Annotated in this window: 17 protein-coding genes; 7 read left to right on the top strand and 10 right to left on the bottom strand. The window is 53.8% G+C overall.

Features of this window, described 5'->3' with window-relative positions; translation table 11 throughout:
• Positions 1-5: 5 nt before the first annotated feature.
• The 3 genes from AC0R79_RS15355 to AC0R79_RS15365 all read right to left on the bottom strand — a co-directional run bounded on the left by AC0R79_RS15355 (position 6) and on the right by AC0R79_RS15365 (position 5,198).
• Positions 6-1,304 carry a carbohydrate porin gene (locus tag AC0R79_RS15355; RefSeq protein ID WP_474730347.1) on the bottom strand — a complete coding sequence of 433 codons (1,299 nt, stop codon included), beginning with the start codon at positions 1,302-1,304 and terminating at the stop codon, positions 6-8.
• An 84-nt stretch (positions 1,305-1,388) separates the two neighbouring features.
• Positions 1,389-3,794: a glucose/quinate/shikimate family membrane-bound PQQ-dependent dehydrogenase gene (locus AC0R79_RS15360; RefSeq protein ID WP_474730349.1), complete on the bottom strand. Its 2,406-nt coding sequence runs from the start codon at positions 3,792-3,794 to the stop codon at positions 1,389-1,391.
• 270 nt (positions 3,795-4,064) lie between these two features.
• Positions 4,065-5,198 (bottom strand): pyridoxal-phosphate-dependent aminotransferase family protein, encoded by a 1,134-nt coding sequence (locus AC0R79_RS15365; protein WP_474730351.1) that lies wholly within the window; start codon positions 5,196-5,198, stop codon positions 4,065-4,067.
• A 148-nt stretch (positions 5,199-5,346) separates the two neighbouring features.
• Between AC0R79_RS15365 and AC0R79_RS15370 the strand changes: the two genes are divergently transcribed.
• A complete protein-coding gene (locus AC0R79_RS15370) occupies positions 5,347-5,958 on the top strand; it encodes a dTMP kinase (RefSeq protein ID WP_474730353.1) in 612 nt (203 codons plus the stop codon).
• An 847-nt stretch (positions 5,959-6,805) separates the two neighbouring features.
• Positions 6,806-7,417, top strand: coding sequence for an HAD family hydrolase (locus AC0R79_RS15375; protein WP_474730355.1), 612 nt, complete (start codon positions 6,806-6,808; stop codon positions 7,415-7,417).
• A gap of 334 nt (positions 7,418-7,751) precedes the next feature.
• Here AC0R79_RS15375 and AC0R79_RS15380 read toward each other — a convergent pair whose 3' ends face one another.
• The 5 genes from AC0R79_RS15380 to AC0R79_RS15400 all read right to left on the bottom strand — a co-directional run bounded on the left by AC0R79_RS15380 (position 7,752) and on the right by AC0R79_RS15400 (position 13,271).
• Entirely contained in the window at positions 7,752-8,426 is a 675-nt protein-coding gene (locus AC0R79_RS15380) for a tyrosine-type recombinase/integrase (protein ID WP_474730357.1), read from the bottom strand.
• A 270-nt stretch (positions 8,427-8,696) separates the two neighbouring features.
• Complete coding sequence (locus AC0R79_RS15385; RefSeq protein WP_474730359.1) at positions 8,697-9,752, bottom strand: TniQ family protein; 1,056 nt, start codon at positions 9,750-9,752, stop codon at positions 8,697-8,699.
• On the bottom strand, positions 9,736-10,629 hold the full coding sequence (locus AC0R79_RS15390) for a TniB family NTP-binding protein (protein ID WP_474730361.1): 894 nt from the start codon (positions 10,627-10,629) through the stop codon (positions 9,736-9,738). The genes AC0R79_RS15385 and AC0R79_RS15390 overlap by 17 nt, the downstream gene beginning before the upstream one ends.
• Positions 10,630-10,634: 5 nt before the next feature.
• The gene (locus tag AC0R79_RS15395; protein WP_474730363.1) at positions 10,635-12,440 is read right to left on the bottom strand and encodes a transposase; all 1,806 of its coding nucleotides are present in this window, start codon (positions 12,438-12,440) and stop codon (positions 10,635-10,637) included.
• 540 nt (positions 12,441-12,980) lie between these two features.
• Complete coding sequence (locus AC0R79_RS15400; RefSeq protein WP_474730365.1) at positions 12,981-13,271, bottom strand: hypothetical protein; 291 nt, start codon at positions 13,269-13,271, stop codon at positions 12,981-12,983.
• A gap of 334 nt (positions 13,272-13,605) precedes the next feature.
• Between AC0R79_RS15400 and AC0R79_RS15405 the strand changes: the two genes are divergently transcribed.
• Positions 13,606-13,917 (top strand): helix-turn-helix domain-containing protein, encoded by a 312-nt coding sequence (locus AC0R79_RS15405; protein ID WP_474730367.1) that lies wholly within the window; start codon positions 13,606-13,608, stop codon positions 13,915-13,917.
• 74 nt (positions 13,918-13,991) lie between these two features.
• On the opposite strand, the gene AC0R79_RS15410 is transcribed toward AC0R79_RS15405, so the two are convergent.
• Positions 13,992-15,077 (bottom strand): site-specific integrase, encoded by a 1,086-nt coding sequence (locus AC0R79_RS15410; RefSeq protein ID WP_474730368.1) that lies wholly within the window; start codon positions 15,075-15,077, stop codon positions 13,992-13,994.
• Between the two features lie 78 nt (positions 15,078-15,155).
• Between AC0R79_RS15410 and AC0R79_RS15415 the strand changes: the two genes are divergently transcribed.
• Complete coding sequence (locus AC0R79_RS15415; protein ID WP_474730370.1) at positions 15,156-16,031, top strand: DNA-binding protein; 876 nt, start codon at positions 15,156-15,158, stop codon at positions 16,029-16,031.
• Positions 16,032-16,290: 259 nt separating this feature from the next.
• Here the strand turns inward: AC0R79_RS15415 and AC0R79_RS15420 are convergent, their stop codons facing one another.
• Positions 16,291-17,175 (bottom strand): LysR family transcriptional regulator, encoded by an 885-nt coding sequence (locus AC0R79_RS15420; protein ID WP_474730371.1) that lies wholly within the window; start codon positions 17,173-17,175, stop codon positions 16,291-16,293.
• A 131-nt stretch (positions 17,176-17,306) separates the two neighbouring features.
• Here AC0R79_RS15420 and AC0R79_RS15425 point away from each other — a divergent pair, with 131 nt between their 5' ends.
• From AC0R79_RS15425 to AC0R79_RS15435, 3 genes are all read left to right on the top strand, one after another.
• The gene (locus AC0R79_RS15425) at positions 17,307-18,110 is read left to right on the top strand and encodes an NADPH-dependent F420 reductase (RefSeq protein ID WP_474730373.1); all 804 of its coding nucleotides are present in this window, start codon (positions 17,307-17,309) and stop codon (positions 18,108-18,110) included.
• 177 nt (positions 18,111-18,287) lie between these two features.
• The gene (locus AC0R79_RS15430) at positions 18,288-18,986 is read left to right on the top strand and encodes an NADPH-dependent F420 reductase (protein WP_474730375.1); all 699 of its coding nucleotides are present in this window, start codon (positions 18,288-18,290) and stop codon (positions 18,984-18,986) included.
• 50 nt (positions 18,987-19,036) lie between these two features.
• On the top strand, positions 19,037-19,804 hold the full coding sequence (locus tag AC0R79_RS15435; protein WP_474730377.1) for an SDR family NAD(P)-dependent oxidoreductase: 768 nt from the start codon (positions 19,037-19,039) through the stop codon (positions 19,802-19,804).
• Positions 19,805-19,851: the final 47 nt, after the last annotated feature.

The raw sequence follows: 19,851 nt of genomic DNA on the forward strand, positions 1-19,851 counted from the left end.
TGGTATCAGAGCGCAGCTTTCATCTGCAATCCAAACACCAATGCATTGTCGATGTCCTTTCCAGAGAACGCGCCCGGCTCGATGATGTACTGCATATTCGGGCGCAGCGTCAGCCAAGGCGTGGCCTGATAGCCGTAACCGAGTTCGATCAATTGCTCGGCGCTGTCCAGGTTTGGAAACGCTGCGCCATTGTTCAGTGCGGCGTCCTGCAGCACATCGCGGCTGCGCGGGTTCGGCACTGCGCGACCGTAGCCGAGCGCTACGGTGTCGCGCGGGCGGCCTTCGAACGGTTTGTACAGCACCAGGCCGGTTCCGTACCACTTGCTGAACGGCGAAGCTGCTTCGCTGGCCGCCGAATATTGGCCGAAGGCGTGCAGGCTGCGACCTTCGGAGACGTCCGAAGCCCAGACGGCTTGGTCGATCAGGACGTAATGGCCGCCGCGTCCGGACACTTCCTTGTCACTGCCGATACGTTTGACGTCGGAGCTGTCGTAGTAATAACCGACCTTGTACTCGCCGGGCAGTTTGCCTGCCTGCTTGTAGACCAGTTCGATCGGCACCACGGTGCCGGTGGTGTGTTTCGGGCCCAGGTGCCAGGCACGGCTGGAATTGCCGTTACTTTCCGGGTCGACATTGAACGCGGCCACCCGCAGTTGCCAGGCCGGGGAGAGGTCGTACTTCACCCGCACACCGAGGTGGGCGTTGGGGTAGTTAGTCCAGCCGCTGCCACCGGACATGTTCAGCGGGTGGCCGCAGAAGCCGGCGTTCATGAAGTTGCAGAGAATGCCACTGTCCAGCCCGCCGAGGTCGTTGCCCATGGCCATGTAGCCGAGTTTGACGTTCAACGCCGGGGTAAACAGGCTGCGCTCGTAGCTGAGTTCGGTGAGGCGGGTATAGAGGCCGCCGTAGTTTTCCTGGATCGGCAGACGGTTGCCGACCAGATCTTCCGAGGCACTGTTGCCGCGTCGGTCGTTGATGCTCAGCTGGATCTTGCCAGCATTGTCGACGCCGTACAGTTTGCTCAGGTCGAACTGCGCGCCGAGCTTGATGTTTTGCGAGTAACGCGCCGAACGATGCAGGCCGCCGTCGGCGTTGTAGGCGGTTTCGCCGGTGTAGTCGCCGGTGAACTTGATGCCGTCTTCATCGAGCTGGTGGCGCAGGCCGCCCCAGTCGCCGGTCAGGGTGTTGCGGGTGAACACGTTCGAATCGGTATCGGCGAGGGCGGGCAGGGCAGCGCCGCAGGTGAGACCGAACAGCATGCCGGTGAAGACCCCGGCGTGAGAAAAGCGAACAGCCAATGACATTGCTGAAATCCAGAGCGAAGGACATGAAACGACGCGGCACCCGAAGGTGCCGCGCACAAGTGAAGTGAAGGAGGGCGCTGCGGTTTACGGCAGAGCGTACGCCATCACGTAGTCGCCACGGTCGGTCGACTGACGAGCACCACCGGCGGTGATGACCACGTATTGCTTGCCGGTTTTCGGCGACACATACGTCATCGGGCCGCCTTGGCTGCCGACTGGCAGACGCGCTTTCCAGACTTCTTCACCGTTGCCGCTGTTGAACGCGCGCAGGTAGAAGTCCTGGGTGCCGGCGATGAAGATCAGGCCGCCCTGGGTCGACAGCGTGCCGCCGAGGGTTGGCAGACCGATCTTGATCGGCAGGTGCATGCGGATGCCCAGGGGACCTGTGTCTTCAACGGTGCCGACCGGAACTTGCCAGGCGACTTTCTGGGTTTTCATGTCAATGGCGGTCAGGGTACCGAACGGCGGGGCCTGGCACGGAATACCGGCGACCGACAGGAAGCGGTTTTTGTTCACTGCGTAAGGCGTGCCTTTCAGCGGCACGGCGCCCATACCGGTGTTCAACGCTTCGCCACCAGAGGTTGCCTTGCCTGTGTTCTGCGACGGGATCATCTGAATCCACAGACCCAGGCGCATGTCGTTGACGAAGATGAAGCCGTGTACCGGGTCAGTCGAGATGCTGCCCCAGTTCATGCCGCCCAAAGAACCCGGGAAACTCAGGGATTTGTCAGTACCCGGCGCGGTGTACAGACCGTCGTAACGCATCGACTTGAAATCGATCCGGCACAGCAACTGGTCGTACGGCGTGGCGCCCCACATGTCCGATTCGGTCAGGTGCTGGGCACCGATCTGCGGCATGCCGACCGATTTCGGCTGGGTTGGCGAGTAGGGTTCGTTCGGAATGTTCGACGCCTTGACCGGTACTTCTTTAACCTCGGTCAACGGTTTGCCGGTGGCGCGGTCGAGCACGTAAATCTGCCCGGCCTTGGTGCCGATCACCACCGCCGGCACGGTTTTACCGTCCTTGGTGAAGTCGATCAGGCTTGGCTGCATCGGCAGGTCGAAGTCCCAGAGATCGTTGTGTACGGTCTGGTAAACCCACTTTTCTTCGCCGCTGTTGGCGTCCAGCGCCAGGATCGAAGCGCCGTAGGTGTGATCCAGTTTGCTGCGCTCGACACCATAGATGTCGGTGGACGAACTGCCCATCGGCAGGAAGATCGTGTTGGTCGCCGGGTCATAGGACATCGGCGCCCAGCTGTTCGGCGTGCTGCGCACGTAGGTGCTGCCGTCTGCCGGTGCCTTTTTATCCTGCGGGTTGCCCGGGTCGAACGCCCAGCGCATGGCACCGGTCATCACGTCGAAACCACGGATCACGCCGCCCGGCATGTCGGTTTGCACGTTGTCGGCCACACGACCGCCAACCACCACGGTGGTGCCGGCCATCAGCGGCGCGGAGGACAATTGATAGTAGCTGTCCGGAACATCACCCAGACCGGCCTTCAGATCGACCTGGCCGTTGTTGCCGAAACCCTGGCAGAACTCGCCGGTGTCGGCATCGACCGCGATCAGGCGGGCGTCGATGGTGTTGGTCAGCAGACGGCGTGTGCAGTTGGCGGCAGGAGCGGCCGGGGTATCGGTCACAGGCGAGCTGGCCGGTTTGGCGACGGCGGCGCTGGCGTCGAAATACGCCATGCCACGGCAACGCTGCCAGACTTTGGATTGAGCGTTGATCGCGTTTTTCCAAAGCTCTTTGCCGGTATCGGCATCCAGTGCGATCAGGTTGTTGTGCGGGGTGCAGATGAAGACTTTGTTGCCGATCTGCAGCGGAGTCAGCTGGTCTTCGGCGCCGTTGCCGTCGCTCTCGGCGATGTCGCCGGTGTGGTAGGTCCACGCGACTTTCAACTTGTCGACGTTGCTGCGATTGATCTGGTCCAGCGCGGCGAAGCGGCTGCCGCCTTCGGTATTACCGTAGTGCGCCCAGTCTTTCTGCGCCTTTTCCGGCTCGACCGGCGTCAGGCCCGGGCCAGTACCGGTAGGGGCGACGGTCGGGTGCGCGACGAACATGTTGCCGGCAGCTACCGCCAATCCAACCGCCAGAACAGCGGCAACACCGTAGGCACCACGGCCCGCAACGTCGCCATTGGCGCGTTTAAGCAGTGGATAGACCAGTGCGACCACCAGGCCCACGGCGCTGAACATGAACAGACGCGAGAACACCGGCCAGAACACCAGCCCTGCGTCGATGACTGCCCAGATCGCCGTCCCCAGCAGGAACGCCGCGAACAGCCAGGCGCCGGCGGGCTTGCGGCGTGCAATCAGCAGACCGGAAATGGCCATCGCCAGACCACCCACCAGGAAGTACCAGGAGCCTCCCAGGCTGACCAATTTCACACCGCCAGCGGCCAGTGCCAGGCCGAGCAGGGCGATGATCACGCCCAGCCCGACCAGAATGAATGTTGATATGCCCGAGAGGCGTTGACTCTGCTTCACGTTGAATGTCCCGTTGAAATGAGGAGGGCATTATATAGTTAGGTAACTACCTAGTTAAATCACTAATTCAGAATGAAAGGGGTTTTGGCGCTAAATGGTGCGACGAATCGACGCTGGCCTTGTCATTGCGGATCCTCAGCGGCTATTGGAACGGTGGAAAAGTCTTCTATTTGCCAGCGGATATGGAATTTATGACAGGTTGTTCAGGCTTGGTGGTTCCCGCCGGACAGAATCGGCGGGAACGGTATTGGCTGCGGGCGAGGTGAGGGCTTAGCTAATCATCACCTCATCCAGTGCCTGCTCAAGGGTGCTGACCGTACGCTCGATGTTGTGCAGCTTTTCGAGTCCGAACAGACCGATACGGAAAGTCTGGAAGTCGGCCGGTTCATCGCATTGCAGCGGCACCCCGGCGGCGATCTGCAGGCCGTGGTTGGCAAACTTCTTACCGTTTTTGATATCGGCATCATCGGTGTAGCTCACCACGACGCCTGGGGCCTGAAAACCGGCTGCGGCCACGCTTTTAAAGCCTTTGCCGGTCAACATGGCGCGCACCCGATCACCCAAAACCTGCTGGTCGTCGCGGATCCTGTCGAAACCGTAGGCTTGCGTCTCTTTCATTACATCGTTGAACCGCGCGAGGGAATCGCTGGGCATGGTCGCATGGTAGGCATGCCCGCCCTGTTCGTAGGCCTGCATGATCTGCAGCCACTTTTTCAGGTCGCAGGCGAAGCTGGTGCTTTGCGTCTGCTCGATGCGTTCGAGGGCCAGAGCACTGAACATCACCAGAGCGCAGCAAGGGGAGGCGCTCCAGCCTTTCTGCGGTGCGCTGATCAGCAGGTCGACGGCGCATTTGTGCATATCAACCCAAAGCGTGCCGGAAGCGATGCAGTCCAGCACGAACAAACCACCTACCGCGTGCACGGCGTCGCCGACGGCCCGCAAGTACTCGTCGGGCAGGATAATCCCTGATGAGGTTTCAACGTGGGGGGCGAAGACAATCTGCGGCCTCGAAGCCGCAATGGCTGCCAGCACTTCGTCCAGAGGTGGCGGGGCGTAGGCAGCCTGGCGACCCGTTTCGACCGGTCGGGCTTTCAGTACCGTAGTGGCCGCCGGGATGTTGCCCGTCTCAAGGATCTGGCTCCAGCGATAGCTGAACCAGCCGTTGCGTATCACCAGACATTGCTGGCCGGTGGCGAACTGGCGTGCCACCGCTTCCATGCCGAATGTGCCGCTGCCCGGAACCACCGCAACCGCCTCGGCGCTGTAAACCTGTTTCAGGGTCTGGGAAATGTTCCTCATCACCGCTTGAAAGGACTGCGACATGTGATTGAGCGAGCGGTCGGTGTAAACCACTGAGTACTCGATAAGCCCTTCAGGATCGATTCCGGGATATAGCTTTGACATGGGGTGGCTCCTTATGTGATTCCCTGGCAGTCAAAAGGTCTGGCGAACATCATTGGGAAGCAAGTCTAGGCAAAGGGCAGGGATGAGCTGATTGAATTGCAGAAATGAGGATAGAGTGGTCGCCAATGCCTCAATCGTTGTGTGAAAAATGAATCGTCCGCTGTTTATTTCTCTGGATGGGCCAAAAGGAACTGGCAAAACCACATTATTGGAAGCCGTTACGGCAGTACTGAGGGCCGACAACAAGAAAGTCATCCGGCTTTGCGAGAGAAAAAGCGATCCGTACCGGGGTGCCACCATGGCCCTCGTTAACGAACTTGCCAGAAATCCCTCCCGGGATCTGGAGTGGGCTGTGTGTCAGCGCTTTGCTGATAGCCGGAGCTGGATCTCCCGGCACGTGCTGACTAAGCAGCCGCTGGGCAGCATTGTCTTGATCGATCGCTGGTATCCGTCTGACGCCGCGTTTCGCCATACCGTCCCGTTTGCAGAGATTCTCCAGTTGAATATCGAGCAAAACGTGCAGGTCCCAGACCTGCATGTCGGAGTCGTCACCACGCCGGATGTTTCATGGGCCAGGGCAACGGCACGATCCAGAGGACTGGGCGGTACTGTGATTCAGAAGCACGCCGAGCATGTCGCGTGTACGGAGATGTTCGAGCAAGCGGCTGCGGATCACGGCTGGGTTTTGTGCCGTAATGAAGGAACGATCGAAGGCGCTACGATGCAGGTGGTTTCTGAGATCTATAAATTGTTTAGCTGATTGCCGAGGTGGATCAGCCGGGTTCAGGTGTCGGCAAACCTTAAAAAAAATAATCATCAACTCTTTGATTTTTATAATTAAAATAATAAACCAACGTCGAAGAGACATAAAAATGTGCACATTTTCCACTTTTTAAAAGGCTATTTTCACAAATTATTGTTTTTAAAGATCTGTGCTGAAGCATTTTACGATTTACCGATAAGCTCCGTTTTCTTCCCTGTAGCTGTGTTTCCGCCAAGTCTCCGGCTATCTTTTGCGCTGATGCTATCGAACGGATCTACCGGAATTCATTGACGCACGCTAATACGGAAAAATGAATGGACGTGCGGGTGTTTTTCGATGCCGTAAGTGGGTCAGTAACATCAGCTGCTTGGTTCAAAATCGCATCAGCGCTAACATCCTGATGGTCGATTCGTCACGAAGATCACCAGAGAGCACTGTCTTTCTCAGTTATCAAAAAATGGACGAAAAAGCGTAGCTCTCGACCGTTTTCAAGATAGCCAGAGCAATGGCGACCGAGGAAAATGTGATGCGTAAGATAATAATTTGCCCCCTCAACAAACATCGCACAAGGCTTCTACAACGGACCTTTGAGTTGAGGAAACGCCGATTCGGAAGCTCCAATTGCACTGATCTTCGGCTGATCGCCCACCTGCAATCAGACCATGCCTCGCTTGAGCCCTTAGGGCCATTAGCAGGCAAAAAGGGCACCCAAGCCGTCGGCCCACACCATGATCAAACGTTAGATTGTTCTGAATAAATAGACATGAGGCTTACCTGGTGGGTTGTTCATCAATCCCACGCATCGCAAACGGTTGCCCCCCCCCCCCCCGAGGTAACGTTCTTTATGCCTGTTTTGGCCGCAATTTTTGATGCCTTTGGTACCTTGGTAAAAATCAGCGAAGGCACACACCCTTATCGGAAACTCTTCAAACTTGGGATTGAACAAGGTCGACGGCCGCAACCTACGGATGCGGAGGCGCTATTGTCACTGCCATTAGACTTGCGCCAAGCCGCCAAATTTTTTGGAATTCAGATTGATCCAGATCTGATGGCACTTTGGGAATACGATCTGTGTAGTGAGCTGGACGATATCCAAGCGTATCCAGATGGACTGCGCGCAGTGCGACAGCTCCAAGCCGCGGGTTTAAAAGTCGGGGTGTGCTCCAATTTGGCGAAACCCTATGCCGCGGCCATCGAACGCCTCTATCCAGGGTTGGACGGCTACAGCTACAGTTTTGCCGTGGGGGCTATCAAGCCCTCGTTTGACATCTACCGGCACGTGACGCAACAGCTAGCGGTGTCGCCGGCCGACGCCTGGATGGTCGGTGATTCAAAGCGTTGTGACTGCGAAGGACCCTCGGCATTCGGTATGTACGGTAACTGGCTCGACCGGCAGGGTCGAAGCACTTACACATCTCTGGATCACTTTGTTGACGCAATTTTGCATGCACGCTGAGCATTAGCACAGTTCGACGTGGCACCGTTGCTCTTCACCACGGATTGCCACGTGTCGTTCCCTTACCTACCTGGACGGGGTGACCGATGAAGCAGGACAATCAATTGCGAACTGCCGCCTCATTGCAGCGGGGGCACTCAAGGCTCAAACGAGCGAGGGATCAACTGATCCCTAGTTCGGATGCTGCGGGTTTCGAATAGCCTTGGTTTGAGCCGGAGGGGCATAGGATCCGGCTATCGGAATTCAATTACCTACCCGAGAACTGAGAATTATGGTTCCAAGGGACATTTAGGGGGAAGCGTATGCGTGGCCGTAAAAATCAGCAGTACCAGAACTAACGTGATATATACCTTTCAGTGGTTAAAATGCTTTTATGCCCCAGCGCTTGACTAGCATGGCTCAATCCATGTTGTTTTATCAGATCTTTGCAGCGAGTATATCGAGCATCCTGCGGAGATATACATTCAACATGAGCCAACAAACACCTAGTTTGTAAAATCTTGTATAGACCTGAAATTCCAATATCTCCTACAGCATCCCCATTTTTATTGATTCGCTGGATGATATTTGATCCAGCATTTGGGTATTCACGAGTAACGTCAAGCCACTTTTTTAAAGCAATTACCGCCCAGGCCTCCAAATATCGTACGGATTCCAAAGAGTCCTCCTTCCTAACAACCAAAGTTGCGGAGTCAAACTCAATATCACTGAATTTTAGTTTTATCGCCTCCGTGCGCCGAAGCGCAGCGCTAAACAAAAGTGCAAGAGCTGCATGATCACGTAAGCCAATGCTTTTTCGATCATCTGACATACAGCTGTATATTAGTTTTTCACGCTCCTCAAAACTTACGTAATGACCGCTGCATCCACGATCCTCTAGAGATTCGAGTCGAAATGACTCGATGTCGGAATATTGAAGATTGTCAATTGCCCCCTCCAAAAAACAACAGCGAGAAATTTCTCGGAGCGCAAACATGTAAATCTTTAGCGTTGCAGGGGAAAGTTCCATGCCCCACTTTTCAACAAGTGATCTTACGACGGTGATATCTATAGCAGACCAAGGAGTCCTTTCGATAGATAAGTGGCCGAAGCCTATATCACGGGAAATTCTTTTTAGAATACTAATCATTGTAACCTGGCTAGCACTAGAAAATGGAGCCAAGTATAACTTTATTATTTTTCCGATCATCAAGTAATAATGGGGCGCGCCACAATTATCGTGACTTTTGCTAAGAGCTGAGTGGATCCTGTCCATTTTATTTTACCCCATGATCTTAGGTCATCGGTGCATAAATGAGAAAGGGCGGGGTCTTAATTGCCCAGGACTAGGTCTGTTAATCCATTCCTCTACCAAATATGTAAATGGATTGTTCTGAGAACGCAGCATGTCGACAATCGCAGAATCAAGTTTCTTCTTCTCTTCCAAGAAAAATATTTGCGGCAACGAAGACTGGTATATCGGGTTCTTCTTCAAAGCTTTCCAGGTTGAGACGCAGGCTGGTATTTGAAAAAATAACCCGGCAATGGCGAAGAGGGTGGAAATGTGTAGAGGATCGTAACGCGCCAAATCATGAATGGAGATTTTGCTCGTGCCAGTTTTACTGTCTAATACAAATTGCTTTTTAGAGAAACTCTGGTGAAGAGAGGAGTTCGTATGTGAATTGTTTGGGAGATTCGGGTCAAGCAATGTTAATGACGCAGCTTCTAGGATTTGAAGGAAGTGCACGTGCTCAACACGCTCCCCGGTCGGCAAAGTACATGATTCCCCTTTGAAGCTGGATATCAACCATCGTTGAAAATATAAAGCAATCAGGAAGCAACCCAATTCTGGCCGGATAGAGGACGCTCGCAACATATCTCGAAACGCAAATTTTTCCCAATGCGTATTTCCTGATGCGACAGCTAAAAGTCCAAATTTAAGTGTTTGATTAGTACTAGTGACAGGGTGTTCGACGAACGACAGAGGGTGTAAGTGGATAGGGCATCCCACCATCCATCGATGCAGCCAGAGGGTCCTGTACGCGAGATGCCCGGTTGAAAAATCCTGGGCCAGACAAGAAGCACAATACTTTGTGCGATAGCTCTGAGGTGGCAGCCAAAGAAATGGAGCTGGGAATAAATGAAGAAGGGTTTGTCTGCTGCATCCAAGAGGCTCAAGCAGCAAACCAATTGTTTCATTCATTTGATCAACATCAGGATCATTTATTTCGTGATGCTCTAGAATGCCGGCGGCTACAGTTAATTTTTCATCGCCGGTCTTTATCCCCCTTAATAACCAAGAACTGAAAATCTCACCAGACAATGGGCGAAGCATTCCGCTAAATATCTGATTCATTTTCGTAGACCGATAGTAAGTCAGGTAATGTTTCTGAACGGTCCAGAATGTCCAAGGTGATGCACTCTGCTCCTTCAACCACGGCTGTCATGGCTGCCCACTTTAGACGATTTATGATGTTTCGGGTGGTTGGATCAAGTTTCTTCGTCAGATACGTTACGATCTCTCGCGAAGCCAGATTGGACGGCCTAGCCAGGGGCAAGTATTTTTCATATGTAGCGAGAAATGCTCGAAATTCTTCATCTGCAGACCAAAGCGGTATTTCAAATATCTGGAATCGACTGGATAATTGTATGTCCATTTTTACAGCGTGCATCGCCTCATTTGTTCCGAAAGCAATTAAATCGAGAGACCAGGGAGGGCCAGATAGATTTTTGAAAAAATTGAGAAGTTTTCTTACTTCCATTCTATTTGCTGCCAGTACATGGTTGAACTCGTCGATGAACAACCCCCTAATTTTTTTGGTTTTTAGAAGGAACTGGAACTGCACCGGGAGGCTGCCTTTAGAGGCGTAAGACGCAGTCAGATCGAACGTTTCGCACAACGCGTTGATAGTGGTCTTTAGCGTAGGTTCGGGAGGGAGTGTTAATTGTAGATAGGGTAAGGGCTCACCGCGGCGCTGAGCCCACGTCTCACAATCTTTGATCACGCGATCAAGCAAGCTCGATTTTCCGGCGCCCCCAATTCCAATAATTAGCATACACAGGGCTTGCGAATTTTGCGGTAAAAATAAGGATGAGTTAATCTTTTTTCGAATCTGCGAACCGATTTCGTGATTGATCCACCGATCATGATGAATAAAATCAATTCTAGCGGCGTCAGGCCCTTCCATTAATATTTTACAGGCTTGGCTTAAATGCGAGAAATTGTCTTCCATTATGATCACTCTACGTCATAAGTTTTTGGTGGTCGACTATAGTCAATTGCACTTATGCCTTTTGTGTCAGTTTGTAGCTTATAGTGTACGTTTCCTTTCTGTCTTTTCTTTTCTTGAGCGCGTCGTTCTTTACTGGTGAGTTTCGCAGCGTCGGATACTCGCTGTTCATTTCGTTGTATCGCGGCGAATACGATGCTTGGAGGGATCCGCTCTCGACTGCTGTTAGAAAGAGTCTTTCTGGCTGCCTTATACTCCGCAAGCGAACTGTCGGGCAAACTCAAATCTGCATACCCACACTCGATATATTCATCATCGCCGGCTGGTTTTACCCATACATTCTTTATGGAGGCAGGGTTATATTTTATAATGCACTGTTTTTTTATGCTGTAGCGCTTAAGTGTGTGGGCATAATACTGAATTGTATTTATTTCAACTCCACCCCGTTGAATCGTGCCAGATCTGTAAGGTAAAAAATCGATAAAAAATTTTTTTCTGTCTGTGATTAGTGCGGGTGCGGAAACACCTTGAGCAGTTTGCTTGAATGCTTGCTCCCATTTGTAGAGTGGCGAGCAGCCTAGCTCTGAGTGCTCTGTCATATGATAAATTCCGATTTGTTCAATCAACCAATCGCGCAACTCCGTAAAAGTCATCCCTGGCTCTTTGAGATTTGAATAGCGTTTCTTATCGGCTACGCTGGAAAGGGTAGAGCCGATAACTCCACGCATGGAGCGCATCAGCGTTCCTATGTAACGTTCAATATGAGCGCCATGGTGTGGAGAGCCTGGAGGACGAAAGGTCAATTTTATTTTGTATTCTTTGCAGCCGTATGCAAATGCTCTTGATCGAAAGTCTTTACCGTTGTCGACATGAATCCGTTTAGGCAAACCAAACATAGGATAGATAATGTTCGATAGATTTAGTTCAGTGAGCCAAAGGTTTTTTGGGGAAATGCAATGGATCAAGCACAGTGCATTGGAGAGGGCGGATGGATGATCGAGACTTAGATAGAAGCCAAGTACGCTGCGAGTGTGAACATCAATTGCAATCGTCAGCCATGGCCGTCCTATAGGTCTTCGATGCACTGAGTCCACGATAACTATGTCGACAATGCAGTGATCTATTTGTACCAATTCTAACGGCTTGGATGTCTGTTTTTTTTGCCCACGAACTGCATGATCTTGCGCCGCCTTCTTTGAACCAAATATGCGTTTCGTATTTTCTCGTTCGGGCCTGTCTTTTATCCTAAGATAAATTGCCTTAATTGATGGTGTCGGAAGCTTGCTGCTCTCACACTTTTCCCTAACTTTCCGAGCGATCGCTCGTACGCTGCTGCCCGCTCCAGAACTTGCATCTATTGCCTCCTTGATAATTTGCTCGACTTCGTCCCCAAGCAGTTTGGTGCCGCGCTTTCGGCCGCGCTGCTCACTTACCAAAGAAATTAACGTTCCAGTACAAAATTTTCTTAATAAAACGTACGTGTAAGATTTGCTGTGGCCTAACTCTAAGGCAAGGGTTTCAATAGTCGACAGTTCCGGGTCGCCATTAAGGTGTCGAGAGAGTGCATCATATTTTCGCTCCGCGTCAGCGAGCTGCTTTTCAGTAAACGATACCAAATCAGGCTCTGCGATTTGTAAAGATTTCTCTAACAAGGCCTGATCAATAACTGTAGTGATTTGATCTGGGCTTATGTTTTTTTGCTCTCTGTTCGATTTCTTGATCTGAAGTCTGTCGGAGCTCAGCCATGCAGTGACTTCCCAGATCTGCCCGTCATGCAATATTTTTGAGCCTGCGCTTATTATTTTTTCACTCATTTTTTTCTGCCAGCGACAAAGTCAATGGGTAACTTACGATGTCATTAGAGACAGGAATGAGCAAGTGCTCAGGTTGATGGGTTCCGGCGTTTTCTACGTCTTATAATATTGTACGATGAAAAATTAACCAGAATACTATGGCCTGGCACATTGTATGGTTGGCGGCGATGTGACGAACAGGCTAGACCGCTCTAGTACAGCACTTACAAGTGTATAGTGCTATCTGGCAACTCCCGCCGTGCATTTCGTCAGATTTCTCTTAACGCTCGCGGCTGAGCGCCGCCGGCAGGTAGGCTAAGCGGCGATAGGGGGAGTAAAAGACTATTTCAACGTAGGCATGTCGGCGAAGGATGTACGAGACGATTTAAAAGGACGGGCAATGGCACAGCTACATCGCATCAGACAATGCTTTAGCGATCATAAGGAGGGTTGTGTTGACATGTGGTTTTCTGCACATCGCCACATAATCTAAAAGCTGAACAACCGATGATAAGCGATGATGAGATATATCTCATGCGGATACGTACTTCGTCATTGGAACTATTCGTCATCTATCAATATAAAATGCCAACCAGTTAATATTTCTGCGAGTTCGCCAAGCGGTACCTGAGAAACGTTATCGGAGAGCGCGCAGCCGGCTTTGTGCCGTCCTAGAAAGGGCGCGCCAGACTCCCTTATGTTTTGCCAACCACCACACTGCCGGCAGATCACCATGTTCCCCTCAAGCAGCCAACGCTCCAGCCAATGCACCATCTTGATTTCGACCGAGCGGTTCAAAGATTTGACCCTCCGGCATCGACCTTCACGGGTGAAATCGTCTTGAAAGCGCATTTAATTCCTCATTCAGATCGGTTAGTCACTGACATGCAATCGACGAATGCGCACTATAGGCTGTAGCTCTATAGGATTCAATCACGACCCAGCTCGCGGTACTTTGTCGTTTTCCGCTTGACTCCTGCTAACGGAGGGCCATTGAAGCCCAACTGACTCACTGATAGCACAAGTCGTGAGCCGCCTGCTGGGATCACTTCGGCCCAGTTACACAAGCTCGCTGATTCAGTCAGGCCTTATGGATGCCAATCACAATCGATGAAAATGAACACTATAGATTGTAGCCCTAAAGTATTCATAAAGGGCCTCATTATTCCTTTTGTGAACTGCACAAATGGATATGAAACAAGCCTTCGGCCGCGCCCTAAAGACTCGCCGCCAGCAACACGGTTTGACTCAAGAGGATTTCTCTGAAGTCAGCAGTCGAACCTATCTGAGTACGTTAGAGCGCGGTATGAAGTGTCCTACGCTGGAAAAAGTGGTCGAGCTTGCGTCCGTTCTAAAGGTGCACCCAATCACTTTGATTGCTGAAAGTTTTCTAATGCTGGACTCTCGCCAGAGTCTTGAAACTCTCCTAGCGCAAGTGCGGAGGGAAGTGCAGATGGAAGATGGTGAGCAGGTTGAGAAGCCGCAGCGGGATACCTGAGCGAGCCAGGGGGAGGGGGCCAACGCTTAGTCGAGGCAATGTCAAAACGAGACAGAGTTTCTGTCATGTCCCAGTCAGCCTTCCCCCATCAATCTGGTAGCTTGACTATCCAGCAACAGGCCCGCCTGAAAGTAGCCCATCACCGTGCTCACGCTGCGGTGTTCGGTCATGGCCATCACTTCACCCAGTGGCACGCCCTGGCGCCCGGCTTCGGTGACAAAGCCGGAGCGCAAGCTGTGTGCTGCCCAATCGCCCTCCAGGCCAGCCAGCTTCGCCCGGCGCTGGACGATGCGCGCCACCTGGTCAGCCGATAAGCCAGTCATCCCGACCTTGCCGCCTTTATACAGGCGACGAAACAGCGGACCGGACTCGGCCGGTGCCACCGTCAGCCAGGCGACCAGTGCCACCGCCGCCGGCCCGCGCAGCGGCTTTTCACGACGAATACCGCCGGTGTCGGTCTTGGTGGTGCCCAGAGCATAGAGCCAGGTGTCGGCATCCAGTCGGCGCACATCGCCCACTTGCAGCCCCACCACTTCGGAGCGTCGCCGGCCGCCACCACTCCAGGCGAGCGTCAGCAGGGCGCGATCGCGGATGCCGCGCACGCTGTCGTCGCAGGTGGAGAGCAATGCCTGCAAGGGTTCGAGGACGATCGCGGTTTTCTTGCGCACGTTAACACCCTGGCGTGCCTGCGCCTTGCGTGCTTCGCGCAGTAGGGTTTTTAAAGCCGGCGCTTCGGTCGGGCTGTCCCACTGATTGATTCGGTGCCATTTGCCGAGTACCGCCAGCCGGTGACTGACCGTGTTGAACGCCAGTGGCCCTGGCTTGCTCTTGACCCGGGCGGCTACCAACGCGGCGTCGATGCCGGGCGGCAACAGATGCGCCCAGCCGCCGTCGGCCAGCGGACGCGCTAGATGATCGAGGACAAACTGCACTGCCACGGCCGCGGGGAGCGGGGCATCGCCCAGCGCCCGGCCATAACGCAGCTGCAGCCAGGCCGACCAGTAGGCAAGGGCGCTGCGATAACTGCGCACGGTATTGGCGGCGGTGCCGGCGGCGATAAACGCCGCCGCGGCTTCCTGGGCGTGGAGCGCCAGGGATTGCGGGTCCAGCGGCGTTTCGTCGACCAGTGTCAACTGATCTGTAATATTTAATACGTTCAACGTATGATAATTCCAATATTCAGAAAATAACGTCGGATAACGTTCTATTATCAGACCTAATATAGCCTGAGGTGCAGTATGGCGGTAGGCGTACCGGAAAATGACGTATTCGCGGCTGCAGACGCCGTGCTGGCGCGTGGTGAGCGGCCGACGGTCGAGCGCGTGCGCCTGGAACTGGGTAGGGGAAGTCCGGCTAGAGTCGGTGGGCTCCTCGATATTTGGTGGGCACGTTTGGCCGAACGCCTGAGCGGGGAGACCCGTTTACCGGCGTTACCTAGTGAGGTGTCGCGGGCGTTTATCGCTGTGTGGCAGCAGGCGATCCACTTGGCGCAGAGCGTCGCCGAACAGGGTTTAGCGGAGCAGCGCCAAGTGCTGGACGCCGAACGTGAGCGACTCGCAGAAATTGAAGATAGAGCGCATCAGGATCTGGCAAAAGGGCGCCAACAGGTTTCAGAAGCAATGGCCGGGCGTCAGACGGCCGAATCTCGCTTGGCTGACCTGGACCTTCTGTTGGTGCAGCGGCAGGCCCAGATTGAAGAGCTCCAGCAACAGCGTGATGTCTTGAAGCGTGAGCGGAACGATGCCCAGGGTCAAAATCAAATTCTCCAACAGGAACTCCACTCGCTACGACTCAAGGCCGAGCAGGAGCGAATAACACAGGAGAACTATTTGCGTGGCGTTGAGGATCGGGCTCACCGTGAGGTTGATCGGGCCAGGGAGGAGGCGAAAGCCGCAGTAAGCGAATCAAAAGTAGCCAACCGCAGGTGCGACGACTTGCGACGTAGGTTGGAGTCGGCCCAGAGCGAGCTCAGCCAAGCGGAGCAACGTACTGCGGCGCAGTTGGCCCGCGCAGAAACTTTAGAACAACAGTTGATTCAGATACGCCAGCTGCCAGAGATCAAGCGCAAGCCGCGAGTCAGAAAAAAAACGACATCAAGCAACCCTAAAGACTAACTGCAAGTGTCAGCTAGCGGCTATTAGCGAACCCTCAAAAGCGACCGCTATCGGCCAAAAGCGGACGTTTGAGAGCGGCACCTTCCGACCAAATGGCAGCCGCATCACTGGCCTCCTATTGTTAAGACGTGCCGAGATAGACGGTGAGTTCGATCGCTCATGCCAATGGAGTTCATTTCCAAAATGACGCGTTTAGAGGAAAAAGTGCCGGCGTCGCACTGACGTTGCTAAGTCGCACACTGGACTATCGCTCGTTGCCCTAAAACGCACTTAAGCTCAGGTCCACAAAGCTGCGTACTTTGGGGTCCATATAGCGGCTCGATGCGAATACGGCGTGGACCGGCGCAGGTATCTCCGCCCATCCGGACAGCACGCAAGCTAACTTGCCTTCCGCGACATGTGGCTCAGCCATGAAGCGTGGAAGTTGTGCGATTCCCAGCCCCTCAAGCGCCAGGTTTTTTGCGGCGATCGTGCTATTGACGGCGCACCGGGGAACAGCAGTGACTTTCTCCGAGTTCGTGCCGTTTACCAAGCTCCAGTTCGAGCGGCCGCGCATAGTTTTCATGATCAGATCATGATGCTTCAGGTCGCTGACAGCTTTAATCCTCGGTCCCTGCTTCAAGTATTCCGGGGTTGCGTACAGCCCATAGAACACCTCGCCCAGTTTGCGCGCCGACAGTCCTGAATCTTCAAGCTTGCCGACGCGAATAGCGACATCGAAGCCTTCATGAATTATGTCGACCAAACGGTTGGTGTATTCCGCCTCCACCGTCACCTTCGGGAAATGGCGCAGAAACGTGGCGATCCAGCGATCCACAACCATCGTTCCGAACTCAGATCCGGCCGTGATTTTGAGCAGGCCCTTTGGCTCCCTAGATTGTTGCGCCACAGCCGCTTCAGCCGCCTCGGCGGCGGTCAAGATGCACATGGCCCGCTCGAAATAATCGCGTCCCACTTCAGTTACGCTCAGACGCCGAGTGGAGCGGATGAGCAATTGTGCACCGAGCTTTTCTTCCATGCGCCGGACGATCCGACTCACTCGGGCTTTATCCGTGCCAAGTCGGTCCGCCGCCGTAGTGAAAGAGCCATCGGTGACAACGGCGACGAAGACTTTCATTTCCGGCAAATCAATTGATGTGTTCATGGACAACAGTCTGTAACTTCAGGCTCCATTTATCAATGGACCGATCGAATCTAAAGTCCGCTCCAGGCACTACAGGGTGCTGAATGTCTCTCGGCGGGTCCCGCCGAAACCCCATAGAAGGAATATTCAAGATGACCCAGACGATCGGAATCATTGGCTCGGGCTTGGTGGGCAAAGCAGTAGCCCATCTTGCGGTCGCAGCAGGCTACAAGGTCGTGATCAGCAATTCCCGCGGCCCTAAGTCCCTTTCCAAGTTGGTAAAGGAACTTGGACCTCTCGCTCGTGCGGGCTCTGTCGAAGAGGCCATCGCCTCGGGCGATGTCGTCTCGCTGGCCATTCCGCTTGCGAACTTCAAAACTCTGCCGGCCGACAAGTTCGTTGGCAAGGTGGTTATCGATCAAACCAATTACTACCCAGGCATGGGCGATTTTCGCCGGGCCGATCTCGATCAGGGCAAATTAACTTCCAGTGAACTGGTCCAGCAACACCTCAAAGACGCGAAGGTGGTTAAAGGTATCCATAACATTGGCTGGATCCACATGCAGTACAACGCTCGTCCAAAGGGTGATGCAGAACGTACCACCTTGCCCATCGCTGGCAACGACGCCGTTGCTAAGGAAATCATCACGCGTTTCATAGAGGCCGTTGGATACAACGTGGTCGATGCGGGTTCACTCGCCGACAGTTGGCGTATCGAACCCAACACGCCGATTTACTTCTGGCCCTACGCGCCTGCGGTTCCAGAAGGCTTGACCGAGGAGAAGGCCAAAGAAGTCTACCGTCAGCGCGGCAAACCGCTTTCGCCAGAACAAGCTCGTCAGTTGATCAGCAGTACCAAGAGTCCGTCTCCCATCGGAGGAACGCTGGAAGGTCTTCCGCCCATCCATATTGCTCTGTTCCTAGAGCTGGCGAGTGCGAACACCGTCGAGGGGTAATGGTTCTAAACCGGGCGTCTTTAAAGCTGGCGTCCGGTTCTTTTAAAGTCACACCGGTCCTATCTTAGATATTAACTGATGTATCTATAGACAACAGTCTGTCGTTCCACATGCTATTTATCTATTTTCCATGCCTTCTTACAGTGATGTCTTTCACCGTAAGAAAGAGGGGCTGTAATGAAGATAGGAATACTGAACACCGGGAATCTTGGCAGCAGACTAGCGCGGACTTGGGGTGCTGTGGATCACCAGTTGGTGCTCGCCAAGGACGGCGAGGATCGCAAGATTGCGCCGTTGCTTGCCGAACTTGGCGATCGGGCCCGCCATGGCACCTTCGAGCAGGCGGCTCAATTTGGCGAAGCTGTTTTGTTCTCGGTCTACTGGCCCAGGGCAGACGCAGTGATCGACGCGGTTGGCAGCGCACTCGACGACAAGATCGTGATCGAAACCATGAATCCGCTCGGCGTCACTAACGAGTTTGTGCACTTTCATGACCATGCTTTCATGCGTGACAACTCGACTGCCGAGTATCTGCAAAACCGTCTTCCGCGTGCGCGGGTGGTCAAGGCCTTCAGCCTGTTGGCGGCGCCAGTGTTGGAGGGTGCTGCCTGGTCTGCCTCGGCGACCAAACCTAACGTTTTCTACGCAACTGACGACCAGGAGGCAGGCGACATCGCGCGCGGTTTGATTGAAGACGCTGGCTTCACGCCCATCAATGCAGGCCCTTTGAAAGTCGCCCGCCAATTGGAGCAGCTCGGCGTTCTGCTGCACCACATCGCCGAACACGAATACAACGGCGATACCGATCTCATTCGGCTGGGTGTCTCGATTGTGGAGGCTCTCCCTGGTCCCATCGTGCGCGAACGGATCTCCTGAGCGTCATGTAGATCACCCCACCAAGAATTCGAGTTTTAATGGAGTTTCAGATGCCACAATCGCTAATGAGAAAAACGGCCCTGGTGACAGGAGGGTCGCGGGGAATCGGTCGATCAATTGCAGAGCGCTTGGCGAAAGAAGGCGCAACAATCGCCTTGACCTACAACGCAAGCAAGTCCGCCGCCGAGGAGGTGGTTGATGCCATCGAGAGCGCCGGAGGTAGTGCCTTCGCACTTCATTCTGATCTGTCAGATGTTCAGGCTATCCCCGCACTGTTCGAACAACTCGACCGAGAACTCATCAGACGAAACGGAAGTAAAGCGCTCGACATTCTTGTCAACAATGCCGGAAATTCTGGTTGGGGCAGTTTTCGGGATGCAACACCGGACAATTGGGACGCCATCTTCGCGGTCCACGCTCGAGCGCCGTTTTTCGTCGTTCAAGCCGCACTTAGTCGTCTAAGCGATGGCGGCCGAATTATTAACATCACCTCCGGTGCCGGCGCGCGAGCCATGTCGGCAGTGCCGATCTATTCGATGGCCAAAGCCAGTATCAACAACCTGACCCATGCGCTTGCACAGGAATTGGGTCCGTACGGCATTACGGTGAATGCCGTGGCGCCGGGCTGGGTACGGACAGACATGAACGCGGCCGTACGTGAGAACGTCGACATGGTTAAAATGATCGAAACTGATACCGCATTGGGCCGCTTCGGAGAAACTTCAGACATCGCCGCGGTCGTGGCGTATCTGGCGTGTGAGGAAAGCCGCTGGGTGACCGCCCAGGTCATTGAAGCAAGTGGTGGCTACAAGCTGTAAAGCTGCCCTGCCATCAGGAACGCGGCAGTGGATGAGTACTGCGTGTT

This window comes from Pseudomonas sp. HD57-3, from assembly GCF_056113135.1.